A 22,051-nucleotide genomic window follows, 5' to 3' on the forward strand; every position below is an offset into this window, starting at 1 on the left:
AGTCTGCGGGATCCTCACGCACGGGTGTAGAGGGCACCGGTCTCCGGCCTCACCGGGTGCGGGCTCGGGGACGGCCGCCGGTTCACCCCAGGACAGCGGCGATGGTGATCAGGACCGGCACGGAGGCCACGGTGGACAGGAGTATGGATTCCCGGGCGATCTGTTCGGCGACCCGGTACTGGCTGGCGTAGGTGTAGAGGTTCTGGGCGGCGGGCAGGGCCGAGATCACGACGACGTCGAGCAGAGCCGCGCCCCGCAGATGGAACACTCCCGCGCCGACGGCCAGGGCGACGAGCGGCTGCACGGTCGTCTTGAGCCCGGCGGACAGAGCGATTGCGGGCCGGTTCTCGCCACGGGCGGGTATGCCGCTGCCGCGCAGGGAGATCCCGAAGGCCAACAGTACGGCGGGCACGGACATGTTGCCGATGAGAGTGAGCGGTTCGAAGGCGGGCGCCGGGACGGTCCAGCCGATGGCGGCCACCGCGACACCCGACAGCGAGCCGACCGCCATCGGGTTGCGGAGCGGCGTGGTCAGGCGCTGCCGGAGGGGGCGGGGCCCGCCGGGCCTGGTCAGGTCGAGGACGGTCAGGGCCAGCGGGGTGACGACGATCTGCTGGAAGAGCAGCACGGGGGCGACGAGCGAGGCATCACCCAGCACGTAGACGGCGATCGGGATTCCGAGGTTGCCGGCGTTGACGTAGCTGGAACACAGCGCGCCGATGGTGAGCTGTCCGGCGCCCCAGCCTCTGAGGAGTCCGATGGTGAGGAAGACGGCGGCTGTGGCAACGGTGGCCACCGCCGTGACCAGGAGGCGCTCGGAGAAGATCACCGACAGGTCGGCTCGCGCCAGCGTGGTGAAGAGGAGCGCGGGGGTCGCCACGTTGAAGGCGAGCCGGGTCAGGACCGTGCGGCCGTCGTCCCCCAGGTGTCCGCGGCGCCCGAGGACGTAGCCGACGCCTATGACGACGGCGATCACCGCGAAGCCGGTGAGAACTCCCTGCATGGACATCCTTGCTGATGAATCGTGTACGGCCGGTCGGCACGGCCGGCCCCGGCCGGCGACCCGCAGGTGGCTCCGCTCGCCAACGCGCCGACCGGGGCCAGCTTACGATCACCGACGCAGAGACGTTTCAGCTGTCCAGGCCGTGACGCCGCGAGCGCGCCTCCTCCTTCTCGGCCCGGCGGTCCACGCCACGGAGGGTCGCCGCCCGCTTCGGACTGCCCGACCCGTCGTGACGAGCGCGGTCGGCGCCGCAGCCCGGGCATCACCTCCTGCTCCGGGCCCCGGCGGCTCCCACCGGTTCGGCCCCCGGCCCCACCGCCGCGCGCCCGGCCGGCTGCCGCACGCAGTGGTCAGCGCAGCGCGCTCATCTCCTGCCACCGCTCCCACGGCACGTTCCAGTCACCGAAGCCGTTGCCCGGGGCGACCGTGCCCTTGGTGTCGCGGCCCTTGATCTCGAACGGGTCGCCGGGGCGGACCTGGCCGTAGAACCAGGCGGCGTCGGCGTCACTCATGCCGATACAGCCGGAGCTCATGTTGGCCCTGCCGAACCACCGGGCGTTCCACGGCGCGGCGTGCGCGTACATGCCGGACCAGGTGAGCCGCATCGAGTGGTCGACCATCTTGTCGTACGCGTCGCCGAGGCCCACGGTCTCCGAGTTCATGTTGATCGTGCCCTCCTTGGCCATCAGCACCGCGGTTCCTCTCCAGGACCGCTTGTCGCCGCCGGGCGTGCCGCCGGAGACCGGGATGGTGCGGACCTTCCTGCCGTCCCGTTCGAAGGTCAGCAGCTTGCGGTCGAGGTCGACCTCGGTGATCCGGCTCGCTCCGATGGTGAACGTCGTCGAGTAGTCGCGGACGAACCAGCCGCCGTCGCCGGAATCGGTGCCCTTCAGTTCCGCGTCGAGGGTGACCTTCGTACCGGGCTTCCAGTATTCCTCGGGCCGCCAGTCGACCCGGTCCCGGCCGGACCAGTCCTTCATCCAGGCCCAGGAGCCCTCGGTCCGCTCCGAGGTGGTGATCTTCAGCTGTCTCTCGACCTCGGCCCTGTCGGTGACCGGGTGGTCGAAGACGAGGGAGACCGGCTGGGCGACGCCGACCGTCGTGTCGGTCCCGGGCCGCCAGTCGACCTTGTTGACCTCGTCCGCCGCGACCGTGGTGAAGACGGACCTGTCCGAGCTCTTCGTACCGGCCTCGGTGGTGGCGGCGGTGGTGACGGTGTACGAGGTGCCGGGTGCGGCCTTCCGCCGGGACGTCCAGCTCGACCGGTCCGTGGAGAAGGTGCCGGTCAGCGCGCGGCCGTCGCCGTCGGCGACGGTGACCGAGGTGAGCGTGCCTCCCGTCGCCGTGACCTTCACCGGCCGCCCGGCTCCGACCGCTCGGCCCTCGGGAACCACGCTCACACGGGCCGGGCGGTCCCGCGGCTCCGCCGCACCGCCGTGGCCGGCGGTCCGGGCCACGGCGTCGGGGCCGGGTCCCGGCGAACAGGCGGCGAGCGGTGAGAGGAGCACCGCGACCGCCGCGATACGCACACGTATATGGCTCAACGGAGCCTCCGTCCATGGTCGTCGGGTGGGTACGGCAGCGACTGTAGGGCGGAAGCAACCGCAGGTGAGAGGCGATGCGGCCATGTGACGGCGACCGTCGGGCAACGGTCGTCGTCCGGTCACATCCGGCCCGCGGAGCGGTCACGGACGGCTGTGAGCATCACCGGTATTCCGCTCGGAGAGAGGCTCACACCGTGTCAGCATTGCTCGTGACGGCCGGCCACGGCCATGAGATGTCACTGGGGCCCGTCACCCCTGCCGTGTACCGCGCGTTCCTGGCATCGGGCGAGGGGGCGGAGCTGGGGCCCGGTTTCCTGCAGTGCCCGTCCTGGGCGCAGGTCAAGGACGGCTGGCGGGCGCAGCTCGTGGGCTGGGGGCCGGAGCCGGAGTCCGGAAGGCTGTCCGGTGTCGCCCTCGTCCTGCTGCGCCAACTCCCGGGCACACGGAAGTACTTCGCCTACCTACCGGAGGGCCCGGTCGTCGACTGGGCGGATCCCGCCATCGACGGCTGGCTCCGGCCGTTGCTGCGCCATCTGCGTGCGGCGGGTGCCTTCGCCGTCCGGATCGGGCCCTCGCCGACGTACCGCCGCTGGAGCGCCGCGCGGGTCAAGTCGGCGACAGGGCCGGGCCGGAGGCTTTCCGACGTCCTCGCGAGCCAGGTCGACCCGTTGGGCGCGGCGGTCGCCGAACGGCTGCGCGCCCGGGGGTGGCAGAGGTGCGGAGGGGAGGAGGACGGCGACGCGCAGCCGCGCCACGTCTTCCAGGTGCCGCTCGCCGGGCGCGGACCGGACGACCTGTGGGCCGGGCTCAACCAGGAATGGCGGCGCAACGTCCGCCGCGCCGAGAAGTCGGGGGTCGAGGTCGTGACCGGTGGCGCGGCGGACCTGCCCGAGTTCTACCGGCTGCTGAGGATCACCGAGGAGCGCGACGGTTTCCGGCTCGGCAGATCGCTGGAGTACTACGAGCGCCAGTACGCCGCGCTCAACGCGGAGGAGCCCGGCCGGATGAGGCTCTGTCTCGCCCGTCACGGCGGCGAGACCCTGGCCGCGCACACCATGGTCCATGTCGGCCACCGGGTCTGGTACCAGACGGGCGCCTCCGCCGACCATCGCCGCGAGGTGCGCCCCTCCAACCTGCTGCAGTGGCGCATGCTGCTCGAAGCGCAGGCGCTGGGCGCCCACGTCTACGACATGCGCGGGGTACCCTCGACCCTCGATCCTGACGACCGTTCCCACGGGCTGCTGCGCTGGAAGCTCGGCACCGGAGGTGAGGTCGTCGAGACGCTGGGGGAATGGGAGAGACCGTTGGACGGCACGGCCAACCACGCGTTGTACCGCGCGTTCCAGGCGTACATGGCACGCCGGTGAGCACGCCCGTGAGCGCGCCGGTCACCACGGCGCCCGCGTCCGACGGGACGGCGCCCTCCCGCACGTCGTCGGTCCTGCGCAGCGGCGCGATCATGGCCGCGGGGTCGGTCGTCTCCCGGGCGACCGGGTTCCTGCGGTCCGCCGTGGTCGCCGCCGCGCTCGGACTCGGGCTGACGGCGGACGGATACGCCGTCGGCAACTCCGTTCCCACCATCGTCTACATGCTGCTCCTCGGCGGCGCCCTCAACGCCGTCTTCGTACCCGAACTCGTCAAGGCGGCCAAGCAGCACGAGGACGGCGGAGCGGCTTACACCGACCGGCTGCTCACCGTCTGCGTGCTCGCCCTGCTGGTGATCACCGGGGCAGCGGTGTGGGCCGCGCCGGCGATCGTCGGCGCGTACACCGACTACACGGGCGGGCAGGCCTCCATGACCGTCGCCTTCGCGCGCTACTGCCTGCCCCAGATCTTCTTCCTCGGGCTGTTCACCCTGCTCGGCCAAGTGCTCAACGCACGAGGCCGGTTCGGGGCGATGATGTGGACGCCCGTCCTCAACAACGTCGTGGTCATCGCCGTCTTCGGCCTCTACCTCGCGTCCGGCGACGGCGGATCGCTCACCGCCGCCGAGACGGCACTGCTCGGCTGGGGCACCACCGCGGGCATCGCCGTCCAGGCCCTGGCGCTGGTGCCCGCGCTGCGCGCGGCCCGCTTCGGCTTCCGTCCCCGCTTCGACTGGCGGGGCAGCGGGCTCACCCGCCCGCTGCGGTCAGCCGGCTGGCTGGTCCTGCTGGTGCTCACCAACCAGGCGGCCTACTGGGTCACGACCCGGCTGGCGACGGCGGCGGGGCTGCGCGCGCAGGCAACCGGCATCGACGGGGGCGCGGGTTTCAGCGCGTACAACAACGCCTATCTGCTGTGGGCCGTGCCGCACGGCATCATCACGGTGTCCCTGGTGACCGCGCTGATGCCCCGCATGAGCGCGGCGGCCGCCGACGCGGACATGCCGGGGGTGCGGCGCGACCTCTCGTACGCCCTGCGCACCAGCGCGGCAGCGGTCGTGCCGGCGGCGTGCGCCCTGTTCGCCCTGGCACAGCCGGTGATGGCGCTCGTCTTCCAGTACGGCGAGACCGACGCGCGTGACATCGCGGTCATGGCGGGCACCCTGATGGCGTTCGCCCCGGGACTGATCGCCTTCTCGGGGCAGTACGTCCTCAGCCGCACGTTCTACGCCCTGTCCGACACACGGACCCCCTTCCTCCTCAACCTGGTGATCGCCGGCCTGAACGCGGGGCTGTCCGTGACCGCGTACGTGCTGCTCCCGGCGCGCTGGGCGGTGACCGGCATCGCCGGGGCGTACTCCCTGGCGCTGTTCACGGGCTGGGCCGTCACCGCCTTCGCACTGAACCGCAGGCTCACGGCGCGGGACGCCCGGGCGTCCGGACTGTGGCGCTCCACCACCGCCGCCGCGCAGGCCCGGCTGTTGCTGGCCGCCGTGCCCGCGACGCTGGTCGGCCACGTCACCGCGCGCTGGGCGGCCCCCGGCGGAGCGGCAGCGGCCACCGGGGTGGGAGCGGCCTCCATCTGCGCCGTCTTCCTGCTGGTGGCCCACCCCCTGCGGCTGACCGAGATCACCGCGCTGGTCAGGGGCGCGGCCACGCGTCTGCGCCGCAGGCCCTGACCGTCATCACCACGCCCCGTCTCCGGCTTCCAGGGATGTTCTGCCCATGCCACGCGTGCTCCTCATCGAAGACGACCCCTCCGTACGCGAGGGGGTCGAGCTCGGGCTGCGCCGCCGCGGCCACGAGGTGCGGACGGCGGCCACCGGCGAGGCCGGGCTCGTCGCTCTCGCCGAGTTCCGGCCCGACCTGCTCCTGCTCGATCTGATGCTCCCGGGCATGAACGGGGTGCAGGTCTGCCGCCAGGTCCGGGAGGACAGCCAGCTGCCGATCATCATGCTCACCGCCCGCGGGGACGACTTCGATGTCGTCATCGGCCTGGAGGCAGGGGCCGACGACTACATCGTCAAACCCGCCCGCACCGAGGTCATCGAGGCCCGCATCCGCGCCGTGCTGCGCAGGATCGAGGAGCCGGGCGGCGGTCGGCCCGCTGTGGAGTTCCACGGCGATCTCGCCGTCGACCGCGCCGGGCTCACCGTCACCAAGCGAGGGGACCGTGTCGCGCTCGCGCCGTCCGAGATGAAGCTGCTCCTCCACCTGTCCGCCGCGCCCGAGCAGGTGTTCAGCCGTCAGCAACTGCTGGAACACGTATGGGAACACAGCTACCACGGCGACGCCCGCCTCGTGGACGCCTGCGTACGACGGCTGCGCAACAAGATCGAGGACGCACCGGGCACCCCCCGCTACATACAGACCCTGCGGGGCTTCGGCTACCGCTTCGGCCCGCTGTGACCGACGCCCGCCGGCCCGGCGCCGCGACCCGTGCTCCGCGCACCGGCCGTCCGCGCCGGGCCGCGCCCTTCGGACTGCGGACCCGCCTCGTCCTGGCGTTCCTCCTGGTCGCCGCGGTGAGCGCCGGGACGACCGCCGCGCTCACCTACCGCGAGGCGCGCAACGCCGTCCTCGCCGGGGCCCAGGACACGGCGGTGACGTCCTTCCGTGAGCAGGCCGAGACGCTCGCCCCCACGTTGCCGGTGGACCCCGACATGCTCCGGGAAACGCTCTTCGTCATCGCCGCCAAGGCCAAACCGCACCCCTGGATCGTCTTCGCCGAGTACGGGTCGCTGCGCGTGTCGTCGGGGACCAGCCCCACCTCCTCGGTGGTCACCCCGGAGCTTCGCCACACCACCCTCTCCACACCGCACGGCGGCTTCCAGCGGGTCGTCAAGAACGGCATTCCCTACCTCACGATCGGCATGCCGGTCGTCACCAGGACCAGCGCCGGCAGCAGCGTACCCACCGGGCTCCTCCTGTTCGCGGTGATGAGGATGACGGACGAACAGAGCGACGTCGACGCCCTGCTCACCGCGGCTCGCAACGGCGCGCTGCCCGCCCTCGCCATCGCGCTCGTACCCGCGCTGATCGCGGCGCGCAGTGTGCTGCGCCCCGTCCGCGCGTTGAACAGGGCGGCCCGTTCCATGGGCAGCGGCCGGCTCGACACCCGGATCCAGGTCCGTGGATCGGACGAACTCGCGGACCTGGCAAGCACGTTCAACGAGTCGGCCGGCCTGCTGGAACACTCCGTCGAGGCGCTCCAGCAGGCCGAGGCACGTGCCCGCCGGTTCGCCTCCGACGTCTCGCACGAACTACGGACCCCTCTCGCCGGGATGCTGGCCGTCACCGAGGTCCTCGACGAGGACGCCGACGGCCTGGACCCCGACACCGCGCGGGCGGTGCGGCTGATCAGCGCGGAGACCGGCAAGCTCGCCGTGCTCGTCGAGGACCTGATGGAGATCTCCCGCTTCGACGCCCGCGCCGCCGAGCTGAACACCGACGAGGTCGACGCCGCGGAAACCGTCCGCAAGACGCTCGACCACCGGCACTGGGGCGATCGCGTCCGCACCGAACTGCGCGACGGCATCCGGATCCGCCTGGACCCGCGCCGCTTCGACCTCGTGGTCGCCAACCTGGTCGGCAACGCCCTGCGGCACGGCGGCGAGCCCGTCACCGTGCGGCTCGACAGAGGCACGACGGCGGAGGGAGCGGAGGTGCTGATCACCGAGGTCACCGACAACGGCCCCGGCATCCGGCCCGAGGTGCTGCCGCACATCTTCGACCGGTTCTACAAGGCGGACGCCGCTCGCGGCCGTTCGGCGGGCAGCGGTCTCGGGCTCGCGATCACCCAGGAGAACGTGCGGCTGCACGGCGGTACGGTCCGAGCCGCCAACGGGCCGCAGGGCGGCGCGGTGTTCACGGTCGAGCTGCCGCTGCACGACCGCCCCGGCACAGAGGAGGCCCAGGAATGAGGACGTTCCTCCGTCCTGCCGCCGGAGTGGCCGCCCTGGCGGCGCTCACCGCGTGCGGCATCCAGGAGACGGATGTCATCGGGGCGAGCGGGCCCGCCACCATCGACGTGCTCCCGGCCCGGCAGGTCCGTATGCTGCTCTTCTTCCTCTCCCCCGACGGCACCCTGATGCCGGTGCCCCGGATCGTGAGCGGCGAGGACCCGGCGGGTTTCGGCGACGAGTACACCCGCCAGGCCGAGGACAAGGCAGGCTCGACGGACCCCTCCGCGCGCCCACCGACCGAGAAGACCCTCGCCGCGCTGGTGGCGGGTCCTCAGGGGGCGGAGCTCCGGGCCGGCTTGCGCAGCGATCCGTCCCTCCGTTCCCTGACCGCCCGCGCCCGCCTCTCCCGCAGCGGGGACACGGTGGACGTCGACGTGGCTGCCCCCGTGGGCGGGCTGACCGGGTCGGCACGACGTCAGCTCGTCTGCACCCTCGCGTACGCGGAGAGTGCGGACGGCGGGATCAAGGTGACGCTCCGGGGCACGGACGGTACGCAGGCACCCGAGCGCTGCGACTCCTGGCCGACGCCGGCACGGACGGGTACGTCGAGGACGCCGGCCGGGGGGAATCCGGGCTGACAGCCGCAGACCTGGCCGTCGGCCGCGGCGCCCGGTTCCCCGTCGGGCGGGGCCTCCGGTGGGCGGAGGCCGCCGCCGGGCCGGTCACACACCCCGGGTACTGTCTGCTCGTTCGAAATGGGCCCCGGACCAGGGGCTCTGCGTGGGAGGGGTGTCATGAGCGGAACAGGATCGGTCGACAGCGGATGGAAGTTGAGCTCTGCGGAGGGCGGGAGGCTCGCGGGCAGGTGGTGGAAGTGGGCCCTGTCCGCGCCCGAGGGCCGCAGCCCGGTCGAGGACACGACGGGCGAGCACGCCGCCTGGAACCAGCCTGACGATCTGTGGTTCCTGGCGGGCACCTACGGCGGCCAGGTCGTACGCCGCTGCGCGGTGCCCTCGGCCCGGCCGCTGTTCTTCCCCGTTCTCAACATGCAGCACACCCGCTCGTACTCGAGGGTGCCTCTGTCCATGTCGGTGGCGGAGGCCACGGCCTCGCTCAACGGCATCGCCCTGCCGCTCGAGGAGTTCACCGCGCCTTTCAGGACAGGGCTGACCCAGCGCTACGCGTGGGGCCTCTGGGGCGGCGTGGCCCCGCTGATTCCCGGCCAGTACGTACTGGAGATCAAGGCCAGGGCCACGAACGGCTTCTGGGTCGACACGACGTACCACCTGGAGTCGAAGCCCTCCTGACCGGGCACCGGGGCCGGACAGGATCCGCGGGACCACCACCGGGGGATCTGCCCGGCCCGACGGACCCGGACCGCCCGTCCGTCAGGCCGGCCGCAGCGCGCTGCGGCCGGCCTGACGGCGTTCCATGGGCACACGGCAGACCTCGCGGCCTCGCTCGGCGGCCTCCCGGCCCGCCGGGCGAAGCGCGGCCGGTCCCGGAAACACCGTCCCGTAGCGCCCGCCCGCACACCGGCGGACCGAACTGTGGTGTCCCGCCACATACGCGCCCGACCTGCCCCTTCCTACCGTATGGCGACACGGAAACGTCCCCGCCAACTGTCCGGAAGTGGTACACATGGCCGCCCCAGCAACCGCTCCACCGCCGCCGTCCGACCTCCGCCGCATCGTCGCCGCGAGCCTCGTCGGCACCACCGTGGAGTGGTACGACTTCTTCCTCTACGGCTCCGCCGCCGCGCTGGTCTTCAACAAGCTGTTCTTCCCGGATTCCGACCCGCTCGTCGGCACCCTTCTCTCCTTCCTCACCTACGCCGTGGGCTTCGCCGCGCGACCGGTCGGAGCCCTGGTCTTCGGGCACTACGGGGACCGGCTCGGCCGCAAGAAGCTGCTGGTGCTCAGCCTGTTGATGATGGGCGGAGCGACGTTCGCCATCGGACTCCTTCCGACGCACGCCACCATCGGGTCCGCCGCGCCCGTCCTGCTCACGGTCCTGCGCCTGGTGCAGGGCTTCGCGCTCGGTGGCGAGTGGGGCGGCGCCGTGCTGCTCGTGTCGGAGCACGGCGACGCGGAACGGCGCGGGTTCTGGGCGTCCTGGCCCCAGACGGGGGCGCCCGCCGGTCAGTTGCTGGCGACCGGGGTGCTCTCCGCCCTCACCGCGCTCATGTCCGACTCCGCGTTCGGGGCGTGGGGGTGGCGGATTCCCTTCCTCCTCTCCGGGGTCCTCGTGATCCTCGGCCTGTGGATTCGTCTCTCTGTCGATGAATCGCCTGTCTTCAAGGCGGCCCTGGCCCAGGCCGAGCAGCGCAAGGCCACCGACGCCCAGGCCGAGAAGATGCCGCTCGTCGCCGTCCTGCGGCATCACTGGCGCGACGTGCTGATCGCCATGGGCGCGCGGATGGCCGAGAACATCAGCTATTACGTGATCACCGCGTTCATCCTCGTGTACGCGACGACGTCGGCGGAGCTGAGCAAGCAGACGGCCCTCAACGCCGTACTCATCGCCTCCGCGGTGCACTTCGCCGTGATCCCGCTGTGGGGTGCGCTCTCCGACCGGGTGGGCCGCAGGCCCGTCTACCTGGTCGGCGCCATCGGTGTGGCGCTGTGGATGTTCCCGTTCTTCGCGCTGATCGACACCAGCAGCTTCGGGAGCCTGCTGCTGGCCGTCACGGTCGGGCTGATCTTCCACGGCGCGATGTACGCGCCGCAGGCGGCCTTCTTCGCGGAGATGTTCGCGACGCGGATGCGCTACTCGGGGGCGTCGATCGGCGCGCAGTTCTCCTCGGTCGCCGCGGGCGCCCCGGCGCCCCTCATCGCCACGGCGCTGCTCGCCGACTTCGGCAGCTCGACACCGATCTCCCTGTACGTGATCGCCGCCGCGCTCGTGACCGTGCTGGCGATCGTCTGCGCGAAGGAGACGCGGAGCCGGGACCTCGCGGACATCGAGCCGGACGCCGGCCGGCAGGGCGCCGATGCCGCGACGCCGCCCGTCGACGCCCGGAGCGTCTGACACTCCCCCAGGGCGGGCCGGGCACCGGCTCCCGGCCCGTCGCCCCGCACGACGGAGAAGGACCTCGGCCACAGGGTGCTCCGTGGACGGGCGTGCGGGCACCCCGCGTCACGGGGCACGGGGGCCGTCACGTCACCTTCCGCCCGGGCTCCGGGCCGTCACCCGCCGGAGCCCGGCGCACGGTGGGGGTTCTTCTCCACGGCCAGCACCCTGTCGACGCCGGTGAGTTCGAGCAGATGGCCCAGTTCCCTGGACACGCCCACGAGCCGAACCGACGCCCCCGCCGTCCGGGCTCTGCGGTGGGCGAGGACGAGCTCCGTGAGCCCCACGGAGTCGCAGAACGCGAGCCGGGACATGTCGAGGACGAGCGGCGACTCCGCACGCAGGGGGATCTCCTCGACGGCCCTGCGGAAGCGGTCGGCGGTGAGGTGGTCGAGCTCTCCCGTGAGCCTCAGGACCACCTCGCCCGAAGGGCTGTGGTCCGCGGTGAGTTCCAGCGCGCGGTCAGGCAATCCCAGCACCCCGTCGGGACGGAGCGACGCCCTGGTCACGATGGGCCCGGGCCGGGGCGAGCAGGGTGTCACAGGAGCCGGGCGGCCAGCAGCGCGATGTCATCCGTCTTCCCCTTTCCGAAGGTGTCCAGCAGGACGTCGCACAGCTTCCCCAGTTCCTGTGGCGCGCCGCGGAGCGTGCTGCTCAACGCCTCCATGCTGTCGTCCAGATCCTCCCCGGGGACCTCGATGAGCCCGTCGGTCAGCAGCAGGAGTGTGGAGCCCGCCCCCACGTCATGACTGGTGGCGGGAGGGTGCGGCAGCTGGAGACCCAGGAGCGGACCGTGTTCCGTCAGATAGCACGTGGACCCGTCGGGGCGTCTCAGCAGCGGCGGTATGTGTCCCGCGTTCGCGACGTGGATCCGCCGTCCGCCGGGCTCCACGAGGACGAGGCAGACCGTGACGGTGATGGAGGGACGCAGCCGCACCAGCAACGCGTCCAGGCGGTTCAGCAGCGTCCGGGGGTCGTGCCCCTCGATGGCGTAGGCACGCAGCGAATGGCGGACCTCACCCATGATCATGGCGGCCTGGAGGGAGTGCCCGGCCACGTCGCCGATGGCCAGCAACAGGCCGTCGGGCGTCTCTATGGCCTCGTAGAAGTCACCGCCGATCTCGGCGTGATCCGCCGCCGGCTCGTACCGCACCGCCATGTCCACACCGGCCGTTCGAGGGAGCCGGTCCGGCAGGAACGAGCGCTGCAGGGTGAGGACGAGGGCGTGCTCCTCGCTCTGGCTGCGGAGCGCCTCCAGGGCCAGGGCGCACGCCTGTGCCAGCTGGGACAGGAGTTCACCGTCGTCGTCTCCCGCCAGCGCGGTGGCGTCCACCGCCAGCGCCACGGGCGGGCGTCCGTGCTTCGTCCGGGCGAGGACCAGCCCGACCCGGCCCGGGAAGACGTCGGCCCGGCCGGACGCGTCCCTCGAGATGAGGGCTCTCCACTGCTCACCTGACAGCAGCACCGTGTCCGTCCCGATGCCGTCCCCGAGAGCCGTCTCGCAGAGACTGTCCATGACATGCAGGTCCGTCTGCCAGGCGGGTTCCGTCGGCTGCTCGGGAACTCCCGCCGTCCCCGCCGGACCGGACAGGACCGGTGGGGACGTGGCGAGAAGGAGTGCGCGGTTGTCGAGGCTCTGAGAGAGCGCCACGGCGGGGGAGGACATCAGCGCGGCCGCCCCCGTGGCGGCGGCGGTGGTGAAGGCCTCACCGTTCCGCGCGCCGTACACGGCGAGGGTGCTGCTGTTCAGCGCGGCCACGCGCCTGGCGAGCCGTTCGGCACGTCGGCGGGCACGGGCGTAGCGCAGCGCCGCCGTGACCGTGGCCAGCAGCTCGTCGGGCGCGATCGGCTCGGTCAGGTAGGCGTCGGCTCCACGGTGCAGCCCTTGGGCGCGGTCGCTCACTTCGACGGCCGTCGCGGATACGTGGATGACGGGCAGGGAGGCGGTGCGCGGGTCCGCCTTGATCTGTTCGCACACCTCGAATCCGCTCATGTCCGGCAGGCGCACGTCCACGACGGCCAGTTCCGGCAGTTCCTCTTCGGACGCCCCGGCCAGCAGGGCGAGCCCCTCGGCCCCGTCGGCGGCCTCCACCACCGTGTGACCGGCACGTCGCAGCCAGCTGCTCACGATGTAGCGCTTCGTGTCGTTGTCGTCGAGCACCATGACCGTCGCGACGGCGCTGTCGGTATGCGCGTGGGTACTCACGGTCCGCCGTCCTCTCCGGCTGTGCGAGGGCTGTTCACGTCTCCGAAGGCGGAGACCAGTTGCGCGAGGGTGAGCGTGGACTTGTCGAGGACGGCTCGCGCGTGCGCCAGTCGTTCCCTGTCCAGCGATCCGGCGGGGGCCGAGGTGACGACCACGACCGGTGTGCCGTGCAGTTCGGGATCGGCGGCGAGTCCGGCCAGGACCGCGTAGCCGTCCATGTCCGGCATGTGCAGGTCGAGGAGGACGGCGTCGGGCCGTTCGGTGCGGACGGTGGCGACCGCAAGGCCGCCTTCTCCGACCTCGACCACCTGGGCGGCCAGCTGGGCCAGGGCGGGACGGATGGCGCTTCGGAACACCTCGTCGTCGTCCACGGTGACCAGCGTCGCGAGGACCGGGCTGTGCGGGGCCGGAGCGACGCCCGCGTCCCCGGGCTCCGGTCCGGCGGGCAGTCTCACGGTGACCCGGGTACCCGAACCCGGCCCGCTCGTGAGGACCAGGCTGCCGCCGAGGAGTTCCGTGAGGCGGCGCGCGTAGGGCAGGCCGAGGCCGGTTCCCGAACGCCCGCGCTGGTGCGGCCCGCGCACCTGGTAGAACTCCTCGAAGATCTGCTGCTGCTCCTCCTGCGGGATGCCGATCCCCGTGTCCGTCACCGTGAAGACCACGTGGCGGCCGTCGGGACCGTCGTCGGACGCGACGTCGAGGCTCACGGTGCCGTGCTCCGTGAACTTGAGCGCGTTGGACAGGAGGTTGCGCAGGATCCGGGTGAGCATCACCTCGTCGGTGACGAGCGGAAGACCGGAGGTGGCGACCGACAGCTCCACCTCGCCCTGCGCGCCGTACCCCTTCAGCGTTCCGCGCAGCTGGCCGAGTACGGCCCGCAGGTCGACCTGTGCCATGTGCGGTTCGAGCCTGCCCGACTCGGCCTTGGCGACGTCCAGGAGCTCGTCGACGAGCGCGAGCAGCGTGGCGCCGGAGGCGGAGATCAGGGAGACCTGCCTGCGCTGCTCCTCCTCGAGCCCGCCGGTGCGGTCGTCGAGGAGGAGCCGGGCGAGGCCCACCACGGAGTTCACCGGCGTACGCAGTTCATGGCTCACGTTCGCCCAGAACCGTGTCTTCGCCTCGCTGGCTTCCCTCAGCTGTCGCGACTTCTCGTCCAGTTCCGCGTACAGGGCGACGACCCCCCTGTTGGTCTCCTCCAGCTCCTCGGACAACTCGGAGTAGAGGGCGACCACTCCCCGGTTGGTCTCCTCCAGCTCCTCGTTGAGGCGGCGGAGTTCCTCCCTCTGCGCCCGCGACTCCTCCAGGGCGGCTATCAGGTCGCTGGTCTGGGCCCGGGCATCCTCGAGAACGCTGCCGCCGTTGTGCTGCACGAGAAGGTCCCGCGCTCTCTGCACGCTTTCGGCGGTCTGTGCGCCCGCGGTGAGCTGCTGCTCGATCAGCAGCGTCCGGCTCCGGTCCTCGTGCTGCACCTGGACCAGTCGGGAGGCGGCCTGCAAGGACTCGTCGCCGGGGCCCGGCCCGTCTCCCCAGAGGAGGACGGCGCGCAGCACGGGCTGGGTTCCCTGTCCCGTGCTCAGGGCGACCCTCAGACCGGACGAGCCGAGCAGATCCCGGCCGAGCTCGCTCAGCGCGGTGGCCAGACGTATCTGGTCCTGCCTCTCCGCACCGAGGGCCTCGGCCGCCGCCTTGCCGCTGCGGCGAAGAGCGAAGAGGTCCTGTTCTGTGGTGATGGCGATCGTCACCAGGTGGATGGTGCCGTCGGCCGCGGTGGAACTCACCAGCTTCCCTTCAGTACGGCGACGCCCGCGTCGTCCTTGCGTATCCCTGCCTCACGGAGCAGTTGTGCAGCGGCCACCAGCGGGGTGTGCTCCAGGAAGCCGGGCAGGGCGGCCGGCTGCCATCGCTCGGTGAGTCCGTCGGAGTGCATGACCACGCCGCCGTGGCGCGGGAGTTCCTGACGCACGGGACGAAGCGTCGGGAGCTGGTGGCCCACGATCCCGGGCGCCGAGAGGAGTGAACGCCTGGTCTCGGTGTCCGAGTCGACGACGAAGGTGCTCACGTTGCCCACGCCGCAGAAGTACAGGCTCCGCGTCAGTGTCTCGACGCGCACCACGGCGACGGCTCCCCCACGGCTTCCGCGGAGGGCCCTGTGCAGGTCGGCGAGGACGCCTTCGGGAGTCTCCGACCGGCTGTCGCGGAACGCCGTCACGGCGGTCTGGGCGGCACGGTGCGCGAGAGGACCATGACCGAGTCCGTCACAGAACATCAGCAACAGGGCAGGGACCCCGGTGCCGCTCGTACGCACCTGTGCGGTTCTCTCCAGCCGGGCTCGGTCCGGCTCCGGCCGGAATCCGGTCAGCGCCGCCCAGCCGAGCGGCTCGTCGGAGGACGCCCGTCCCGTCACCTGCCGTGCGGCTGTGGGCTCCGGTCGGTGCTCACCGCCGCCGACGGCGCGCGCGGCCCAGGTGTCCCCGCACACGGTCTCGCCGGTGATGGGCCGGGTGAGTCCGGCGACGACGGGCTCTCCCAGCGCGGTGGAACGGCCTGCGGCGTCCTTCGTCCAGAACCGGGCGGACATGACCGTGCCCTTGCCCGGCAGTGAATGCACGTCAAAGGTGTCGGCGAGGCGGACGATCGCCCCGAGGCCTATCCCCAGCGTGCCCGCCGAGGACGAACCGTCCACCAGCCACCTGTCGACGTCGGCCATGCCGGGGCCCTCGTCCGTCGTGACGAACTCGACGCCGGCGTCGTGCTCCGTACGCACGATCCGCAGCAGCAGCGCTCCGTCGACGGCGTGCTTGCGCAGGTTGGAGGCGGCCTCGCTCACGGCGAGAGCGACTTCGGCGCAGCGTGTCGCGTCGAACCCGAGGCGCCTGGCGAGCGCGGCGGCGGCCCCCCTCGCCGACGCGGGGAGCGACTCGTCGTCACGGAACCAGGCGATGTCCTCGGATTCCAGCAGGGGCGGGGTCAGCGAGCCCATTTGGTCACCGCGACCTGCGTGCCCTGGCCGACCTCGGTGTCCAGGGTGAAGTCGTCCACGAGCCTCCGGGCTCCGCTGAGGCCCAGGCCGAGGCCGCCGCCGGACGTCCAGCCGTCGGTCAGGGCCAGGTCCAGGTCCGGGATGCCGGGGCCGGAGTCCTCGAAGACGGCCGTGACCCCCACCCGGCTGTCCTGGCGGACGAGTCCGGTGCGCATGACGCCTCCGCCTCCGTACACCAGGGTGTTGCGCGCGAGTTCGCTGGCGGCGGTGACGAGCTTGGTCTGGTCGACGAGGGAGAGCTTGCACCGCTGGGCCAGGGTGCGCACCAGCTGGCGGGCTCGGACCACGTCGTCGTTCGAGTCGATGGTGATCGTCTCGTGATCGGCGTCGGGGACGGGCCGCGACCCGCTCACGTCGTCGCCGGAGGACGGCTGTCGGGCCGGGCCAGCATGTCGAGCCCCTTCTCCAGGGTGAGAGCCGTGCGGACGCCGCCGAGCGAGAGGCCCAGCTCCACGAGCGTGATGGCGACGGCGGGCCGCATGCCGACCACGACGGTCTCGGCGTCCAGCATGCGCGAGATGGCCGCCGTCGTCGCGAGCATGCGCCCGACGAACGAGTCGACGATCTCCACCGCGGTGATGTCGATGACGACGCCGGACGCCCCGGTCGCCACGATCCGCGCCGCGAGATCGTCCTGCAGGTCGAGGACGGTCTGGTCCTCGAGGTCGACCTGGATCGAGACCAGCAGGACGTCGCCGATCTTCAGCACGGGCACACGCTCGGTCACGCTCGTCCTCCGGGCAGGTTCAGCTCGACGCTGTTACGCCGCAGAGCGTGCTTGAGCGCGTCGGCGAGCGTCGCCTTGGTGACGATGTCACCGAACTGGATACCGAGCGCCACGATCGTCTGGGCGATCTGGGGCCGGATGCCCGAGATCGTGCACTCGGCGCCCATCAGCCGGGCGGCGACCACGGTCTTGAGCAGGTGCTGGGCGACCTCGGTGTCGACGGCGGGAACGCCGGTGATGTCGATGATCGCCTGGTCGGATCCGGTGTCCACGAGGGTCTGGAGGAGCTTCTCCATCACGACCTGCGTGCGCGCCGAGTCGAGGGTGCCCACCAGGGGAACGGCGACGACGCCCTCCCACAGCTTCACGACCGGGGTGGACAGTTCCATCAACTGCTCGGACTGGGCGCTGATGATCTCCTCACGCGCCTTCGCGTACACCTCGATGGTGTGGAGCCCGAGGGCGTCCATGAGACGGCTGAAGCGGAGGTAGGCGTGGATGTCCTCGGCCGATGTCGCGGTCGTCGGTTCGAGGATCTCCTTGCCGGCGAGCACGCTGATCGCCGTCTCGGTCGGCGTGAAACCCTGCCGCGCCCGGTTCCGGGACAGTTCACCGAGGAGGGCGCGGACTTCGGCGTACTTGTCGCCCTGCCAGTCGAATCCGCCCGCCCCGAGGCTCTCCACCAGCGCCGAGTACAGCTCCCGCAGCTCACGGTCCAGCTCCACCAGGGAGATGCGCCCGCGCAGGGTGCGCGAGACCGTCTGTACCCACGCCGCTTCGAGCGACTCCCGCTGCTCCGTGAGCAGCGTCACCAGGCGGGTGGATATCTCTTGCTCTGCCACCGAGGTGACCCCTTCTCTCATGCTCGTCATCACAGTTTCTTCGCAGCGTATGTCATCGCCGTGACGCCTCGGACTGCGTCCAGCCTGCCATGGGGGGCACGGGACCGACACCATGCCCGGCGGAGGGCCTCCGGTCCACGGACGGGCACCGGGCAGCACCTCGCCCGACTACGGCAGCGACCGTGCGCACGCCCGCCACCAGGGCATTCCCGCCCTGACGGGCCGGAGCGGCGCGATGACCGGAGGGGGACGGCGAGCGCCGTGGCCGTGATTCATCACACCTCCTCCAGCGCGAAGCCTGCGCAGAGGAGGACAAGGCCGAGGAGGAACACGAGGATGACGGGAAGCACCAGCACCGCGTACCCCTTCACACGCACTTCACACCTGCTCGGGAGGGGTTCTCACCGTGGGGGGCGTACGGAGGACGACGCGCTTCCGGCCGGGCGCCGTGAGAGGTCGAACCGGTCCCGGCCGCTCCCTAGGACTCCTCAGGTTTGCGCGCTCGTTTCCGGGTGAAACGGACCTGCGGTCAGCCAGGACGCGCAAGCTCCGGAGGACACGCACGGGAAGCGACCGTTCCGCGCCTGGGGAGGTCAACGGAACGCCGCTTCCCGTGCCCAGGAACCGAACGTCAGGCCTCGGGGGTGCGCGCGAACCAGGTGGGGCCGTCGGTGAGGGACTGCTTGATCCGGAACAACGAGAACTCGCTCAGCGGCGGCAGCGCGTCGACGTCGAACCAAGCGACTTCCAGCGACTCGTCGTCGTTCACCCGCGCCTCGCCGCCGGTGGCCCGGCAGCGGAAGGTGATGTCGACGTACTGGCACCGGTCACCGTTGGCGTACTGCACCGGCTTCAGCGCCTGGGTGAGCACGACGCGCTCCGCGACGCAGCGCACGGCCGTCTCCTCGTACACCTCACGCTCGGCGGTCAGCGCCGGCTCCTCGCCGGGCTCCCCGATGCCCCCGATGACCGACCACTTGCCGGTGTCGGACCGCCGGCCGAGCAGCACCCTGCCCGCGTCGTCGAAGACGATCGCGGTGACTCCCGGCAGCAGAAGCAGCTGGTGGCCGGCGGTGGCGCGGATGTCGCGGATGAAGTCAGGAGTAGCCATGCGAGGAGCCTACGTTGCGGCCCGGGCGTCCTGCGGGCCGGCCGTGGGGCCCTTCCGTACCTTCCTCCGACGCACCGAGCGGGTCGTCGCCCAGCCGAGTCCGGCCACGGCGAGCAGCGCCAGGATGCCCTCCGGGAGGGTTCCGAGCCGGGTGGCGGGGGTGAGCGAGGAACGCAGGGGCACCTCGTCGACCAGGGCGTCCGGGGTGAACATCTTGGTCTTCTCGACGATCGTGCCGTCCGGCCGGATCACCGCGCTGACACCGCTGGTGACGGGCACGACGACGGAACGCCCGTGCTCGACCGCGCGCACCTGGCTCATCGCCAGCTGCTGGTAGGTCATCTCGCTGCGCCCGAAGGTCGCGTTGTTGCTGGGTACGGCGATCAGCTGACCGCCGTCCTTGACCGTGTCGCGCACGGCGTCGTCGAACGCGGCCTCGTAGCAGGTCACGAACCCGACCTTCGTGCCCGCCAGGTCGAACACGCCGACCTTGGTCCCGGAGCCGAAGTCCCGCTGCACCCGGTCGACGTCCTTGCTGAAGATCCGTGCGACGGAGCGCATCGGCATGTACTCGCCGAACGGCTGGATGTGCCGCTTGTCGTAGGTGTCCACGGGACCGCTCTTCGGGTCCCACTGGATCAGGGTGTTGCGGAGCGGTCCGGTGTCCGGGGTGAGGACGGCGCCGATGACTGTGGGGGCGCCGATGGCCCGGACGGCACGGTCGATGGCCTCGCGGGCGTCGGCGTTGCGGTACGGATCGAGGTCGGAGGAGTTCTCCGGCCACAGGACGAAGTCGGGCTGGGCCACCTTCCCGGCTGCGACGTCCCGGGCGAGCTGTTCGGTGCGCTCCGCGTGGTTGTCCAGCACGGCCCTGCGCTGGGAGTTGAAGTCGAGCCCCAGGCGCGGCACGTTGCCCTGGACCGCCGCCACCGTGGCGGTGCCGTCCTCGGGCGAATCGTCCACGAGGGGGAGGGCGGCCAGCGCCGCGGCCACGGGGGCGGCGACGGTGACGGCCGCCGCGATCACGGCGGAGCGGGGCACGGTGCCGGTGGCGCGGTACCGGCGGGCCTGCCGGACGGCTTCCAGGAGCCCGAAGCCGCACAGCACCACGGCGAAGGAGAGCAGGGGGGTTCCGCCGAGCGCGGCGAGCGGCAGGAACGCGCTGTCGGCCTGGCCGAAGGCGATCTTGCCCCAGGGGAAGCCGCCGAACGGGACACGGGCCCGGAGCGCCTCGTCGAGGGTCCAGACGGCCGCCGCCCAGACGGGCCAGTACGGGAGCCGGGAGACCGCGGCGACGCCGACGCAGCCGACGGCGATGAAGAGGGCTTCGGCGAGCGCGAGGGCCAGCCAGGGGACGGGGCCGACCTCCTCGCCCGTCCAGTGCAGCAGCGGGAGCATGAAGCCGAGGCCCGCGAGGAGGCCGAGACCCAGCGCCGCGCGTGCCCTGCGCGCGGTCAGGACCCAGCCCAGCAGGGCGAAGCCGGGCAGCACCAGCCACCACAGGGGCCGGGGCGGGAAGCTCGCGTAGAGCAGCACACCGGACAGGACGGCTGCGGCCGGCCGGACGAGCCGCGGCCACAGCGTGCGGCTGCGGGACACGGGGGCGGGCGGCGGTTCGGCGGTGGTGATGGTGGCGCTCACCTGCCGGAGTCTACGGTGAGCGGCTGTGAGGACGTCAGCCGCGCCGGACGGCGGTCCCGGTCCGGCCCGGAGACGTGCGGCCGGGGCCCGGATCCGGCGGGGCTGAGGTCAAGGGGCCCGCGGGGCCCAGGGACCGGCAGGGGCCGGGTCAGGCCGGGCCCGCGGCCTTCCCGGTGGCCGGGAGGTGCAGCCGGTCGCGGATGAAGCGTACGGCGGCCTCCGCGTCGTCCACCGTGACGGTGAAGGTCCTGCCGTCCCCCAGCAGGAGCACCAGCCCCTCCCCCCGGCGTACGACCACGGCCGTGCCCTGGTCGGGACGCCAGCGGTAGCCCCAGCCGCCCCAGTGGCGCGGGGTGACCTTGGGGGCGAAGTCCGCGCCCACCACGTGGGTGAGCAGGATCCGGCGCCTGGGCAGTCCGGCGTGACCGCAGCGCACCTCGAGGGCGTCGCCGTCCACCTTCACTGCGACGTGGACGAAGGCGAGGGTCCCGAAGAGGATCAGGAGTCCGGCGGCGACACAGCCGATGACGGACATGAGCAGGGGGGCGATCCCGGCGCTCCAGGCCGAGTCGACGGCGAGCTCGATCCCGAGCGCCAGGCAGCCCGCCCCCACAGCGGCGAGCAGCCACTGGAAGCGGTTGGTGGCCCGGCCCGTCCAGACCGTGCTCGGGGCCTGGCTCGAACCGTGCCGCGTGTCACCGGGGTGGTCCGTCATGCCAAGCAGCGTACCCAGGTTCCCGCCCGTGGGGCGGGGTGCGCGGCCCCGGCGAGGCGCCGGACGGGGGTCAGACCGCGGGGCTGACGGCCTTGAGCAGCAGGCCCTCGGCGTAGGCCAGAGCGGGTTCCGTGAGATCCGAGGCGTGTCCGCCGAGGAGCACGGTGAGGGTGCCGGACGGTTCGGCCGACGGAGCGGGCTGCGCCCCGAACCGGCGCAGTGCCTGGGCGGCCACCGCGTCGGCCGAGCCGTGGAGCACGAGCGGCGCCCGGCCGGGGCGGTCGCCCTCGACGGCGGCGCGGATACGTTCCGCCACCAGCTCGTAGTGGGTGCAGCCGAGGACGACGTCCGTCACCCCGGCCGGGGTGAGCGCGGCCGCGGCGGCCACGGCCCGGTCGATCGCGTCCTCGTCGGCGTGCTCGACGGCGTCGGCGAGCCCCGGGCAGGGCACCTCGGTCACGTCCACCGAGCGGGCGAAGTCGTGGATCAGCCCCCGCTGGTACGGGCTCCCGGTGGTCGCCGGCGTCGCCCAGATGGCGAAGGGGCCGCCGCCCGCGGCGGCGGGCTTGATCGCCGGCACCGTGCCGATGACCGGCAGCGCGGGCTCCAGTGCGGCGCGCAGCGCGGGCAGGGCGTGGACGGAGGCGGTGTTGCAGGCGACGATCAGGGCGTCCGGCCGGTGGTCCGCCGCCGCACGCGCCACGGCGAGCGCCAGCCGGGTCACGTCCTCGGGCGTGCGGGGCCCCCAGGGCATCGAGCCGGGGTCCGACGACAGCACCAGGTCGGCGTCGGGCCGCAGCCGGCGTACCGCGGCCGCTGCCGCGAGCAGGCCGATTCCCGAGTCCATGAGTGCGATCTTCACCCGGTCACCATAGTCGACA

Annotated in this window: 20 protein-coding genes; 7 read left to right on the forward strand and 13 right to left on the reverse strand. The window is 72.2% G+C overall.

Translation table 11 applies throughout. The features are described 5' to 3' along the window. Nucleotides 1-82 precede the first annotated feature (82 nt). Both OG488_RS03395 and OG488_RS03400 read right to left on the reverse strand, forming a co-directional pair. Nucleotides 83-1,003 carry an AEC family transporter gene (locus OG488_RS03395; protein WP_329225749.1) on the reverse strand — a complete coding sequence of 307 codons (921 nt, stop codon included), beginning with the start codon at nucleotides 1,001-1,003 and terminating at the stop codon, nucleotides 83-85. Between the two features lie 350 nt (nucleotides 1,004-1,353). After that, nucleotides 1,354-2,547 carry a L,D-transpeptidase gene (locus OG488_RS03400; RefSeq protein WP_329225751.1) on the reverse strand — a complete coding sequence of 398 codons (1,194 nt, stop codon included), beginning with the start codon at nucleotides 2,545-2,547 and terminating at the stop codon, nucleotides 1,354-1,356. A gap of 194 nt (nucleotides 2,548-2,741) precedes the next feature. On the opposite strand from OG488_RS03400, the gene OG488_RS03405 reads away from it, so the two are divergent. The 7 genes from OG488_RS03405 (at nucleotide 2,742) to OG488_RS03435 (ending at nucleotide 10,846) form a co-directional block, all read left to right on the forward strand. Continuing rightward, complete coding sequence (locus OG488_RS03405) at nucleotides 2,742-3,914, forward strand: lipid II:glycine glycyltransferase FemX (protein WP_405696999.1); 1,173 nt, start codon at nucleotides 2,742-2,744, stop codon at nucleotides 3,912-3,914. Further along, nucleotides 3,911-5,590 (forward strand): murein biosynthesis integral membrane protein MurJ, encoded by a 1,680-nt coding sequence (murJ, locus tag OG488_RS03410; RefSeq protein ID WP_443074203.1) that lies wholly within the window; start codon nucleotides 3,911-3,913, stop codon nucleotides 5,588-5,590. Before OG488_RS03405 ends, murJ begins: the two co-directional genes overlap by 4 nt. A gap of 46 nt (nucleotides 5,591-5,636) precedes the next feature. Then, entirely contained in the window at nucleotides 5,637-6,320 is a 684-nt protein-coding gene (locus OG488_RS03415) for a response regulator transcription factor (protein ID WP_329225753.1), read from the forward strand. Further along, nucleotides 6,317-7,834 (forward strand): ATP-binding protein, encoded by a 1,518-nt coding sequence (locus OG488_RS03420; protein WP_443074204.1) that lies wholly within the window; start codon nucleotides 6,317-6,319, stop codon nucleotides 7,832-7,834. Before OG488_RS03415 ends, OG488_RS03420 begins: the two co-directional genes overlap by 4 nt. Further along, complete coding sequence (locus tag OG488_RS03425; protein ID WP_329225755.1) at nucleotides 7,831-8,454, forward strand: hypothetical protein; 624 nt, start codon at nucleotides 7,831-7,833, stop codon at nucleotides 8,452-8,454. The genes OG488_RS03420 and OG488_RS03425 overlap by 4 nt, the downstream gene beginning before the upstream one ends. Before the next feature lie 156 nt (nucleotides 8,455-8,610). Beyond that, nucleotides 8,611-9,123 carry a hypothetical protein gene (locus OG488_RS03430; RefSeq protein WP_329225757.1) on the forward strand — a complete coding sequence of 171 codons (513 nt, stop codon included), beginning with the start codon at nucleotides 8,611-8,613 and terminating at the stop codon, nucleotides 9,121-9,123. 334 nt (nucleotides 9,124-9,457) lie between these two features. After that, on the forward strand, nucleotides 9,458-10,846 hold the full coding sequence (locus tag OG488_RS03435) for an MFS transporter (RefSeq protein WP_329225759.1): 1,389 nt from the start codon (nucleotides 9,458-9,460) through the stop codon (nucleotides 10,844-10,846). A 158-nt stretch (nucleotides 10,847-11,004) separates the two neighbouring features. Here OG488_RS03435 and OG488_RS03440 read toward each other — a convergent pair whose 3' ends face one another. The 11 genes from OG488_RS03440 to OG488_RS03490 form a co-directional block, all read right to left on the reverse strand. Continuing rightward, nucleotides 11,005-11,367 (reverse strand): STAS domain-containing protein, encoded by a 363-nt coding sequence (locus OG488_RS03440; RefSeq protein WP_329238407.1) that lies wholly within the window; start codon nucleotides 11,365-11,367, stop codon nucleotides 11,005-11,007. Between the two features lie 59 nt (nucleotides 11,368-11,426). Next, complete coding sequence (locus tag OG488_RS03445; RefSeq protein WP_329225761.1) at nucleotides 11,427-13,094, reverse strand: fused response regulator/phosphatase; 1,668 nt, start codon at nucleotides 13,092-13,094, stop codon at nucleotides 11,427-11,429. Next, entirely contained in the window at nucleotides 13,091-14,872 is a 1,782-nt protein-coding gene (locus OG488_RS03450) for a hybrid sensor histidine kinase/response regulator (RefSeq protein WP_329225763.1), read from the reverse strand. Before OG488_RS03450 ends, OG488_RS03445 begins: the two co-directional genes overlap by 4 nt. Next, nucleotides 14,869-16,074: an ATP-binding protein gene (locus OG488_RS03455; RefSeq protein WP_329225765.1), complete on the reverse strand. Its 1,206-nt coding sequence runs from the start codon at nucleotides 16,072-16,074 to the stop codon at nucleotides 14,869-14,871. Before OG488_RS03455 ends, OG488_RS03450 begins: the two co-directional genes overlap by 4 nt. Continuing rightward, a complete protein-coding gene (locus tag OG488_RS03460; RefSeq protein ID WP_329225767.1) occupies nucleotides 16,062-16,487 on the reverse strand; it encodes an anti-sigma regulatory factor in 426 nt (141 codons plus the stop codon). Before OG488_RS03460 ends, OG488_RS03455 begins: the two co-directional genes overlap by 13 nt. Next, nucleotides 16,484-16,861 carry an STAS domain-containing protein gene (locus OG488_RS03465; RefSeq protein WP_329225769.1) on the reverse strand — a complete coding sequence of 126 codons (378 nt, stop codon included), beginning with the start codon at nucleotides 16,859-16,861 and terminating at the stop codon, nucleotides 16,484-16,486. The genes OG488_RS03460 and OG488_RS03465 overlap by 4 nt, the downstream gene beginning before the upstream one ends. Then, nucleotides 16,858-17,703, reverse strand: coding sequence for an STAS domain-containing protein (locus tag OG488_RS03470; RefSeq protein ID WP_329225770.1), 846 nt, complete (start codon nucleotides 17,701-17,703; stop codon nucleotides 16,858-16,860). The genes OG488_RS03465 and OG488_RS03470 overlap by 4 nt, the downstream gene beginning before the upstream one ends. Nucleotides 17,704-18,334: 631 nt before the next feature. After that, nucleotides 18,335-18,814, reverse strand: a complete 480-nt coding sequence (locus OG488_RS03475; RefSeq protein WP_329225772.1) for an NUDIX hydrolase — start codon at nucleotides 18,812-18,814, stop codon at nucleotides 18,335-18,337. Nucleotides 18,815-18,823: 9 nt separating this feature from the next. Next, complete coding sequence (gene lnt, locus OG488_RS03480) at nucleotides 18,824-20,455, reverse strand: apolipoprotein N-acyltransferase (RefSeq protein WP_329225774.1); 1,632 nt, start codon at nucleotides 20,453-20,455, stop codon at nucleotides 18,824-18,826. A gap of 148 nt (nucleotides 20,456-20,603) precedes the next feature. Beyond that, nucleotides 20,604-21,170: a hypothetical protein gene (locus tag OG488_RS03485; RefSeq protein ID WP_329225775.1), complete on the reverse strand. Its 567-nt coding sequence runs from the start codon at nucleotides 21,168-21,170 to the stop codon at nucleotides 20,604-20,606. A gap of 70 nt (nucleotides 21,171-21,240) precedes the next feature. After that, the gene (locus OG488_RS03490) at nucleotides 21,241-22,032 is read right to left on the reverse strand and encodes a glutamate racemase (protein WP_329225777.1); all 792 of its coding nucleotides are present in this window, start codon (nucleotides 22,030-22,032) and stop codon (nucleotides 21,241-21,243) included. Between the last annotated feature and the right edge of the window lie 19 nt (nucleotides 22,033-22,051).

The organism is Streptomyces sp. NBC_01460 (assembly GCF_036227405.1).
Classification (GTDB): Bacteria; Actinomycetota; Actinomycetes; order Streptomycetales; family Streptomycetaceae; genus Streptomyces.

What these genes read in the sequence shown, in the direction of transcription:
- OG488_RS03395 (WP_329225749.1), bottom strand. Translation starts at nt 1,003, where the DNA reads ATGCAGGGAGTTCTCACCGGCTTCGCGGTGATCGCCGTCGTCATAGGC.
- OG488_RS03415 (WP_329225753.1), top strand. Translation starts at nt 5,637, where the DNA reads ATGCCACGCGTGCTCCTCATCGAAGACGACCCCTCCGTACGCGAGGGG.
- OG488_RS03425 (WP_329225755.1), top strand. Translation starts at nt 7,831, where the DNA reads ATGAGGACGTTCCTCCGTCCTGCCGCCGGAGTGGCCGCCCTGGCGGCG.
- OG488_RS03430 (WP_329225757.1), top strand. Translation starts at nt 8,611, where the DNA reads ATGAGCGGAACAGGATCGGTCGACAGCGGATGGAAGTTGAGCTCTGCG.
- OG488_RS03435 (WP_329225759.1), top strand. Translation starts at nt 9,458, where the DNA reads ATGGCCGCCCCAGCAACCGCTCCACCGCCGCCGTCCGACCTCCGCCGC.
- OG488_RS03455 (WP_329225765.1), bottom strand. Translation starts at nt 16,074, where the DNA reads ATGGGCTCGCTGACCCCGCCCCTGCTGGAATCCGAGGACATCGCCTGG.
- OG488_RS03475 (WP_329225772.1), bottom strand. Translation starts at nt 18,814, where the DNA reads ATGGCTACTCCTGACTTCATCCGCGACATCCGCGCCACCGCCGGCCAC.
- OG488_RS03485 (WP_329225775.1), bottom strand. Translation starts at nt 21,170, where the DNA reads ATGACGGACCACCCCGGTGACACGCGGCACGGTTCGAGCCAGGCCCCG.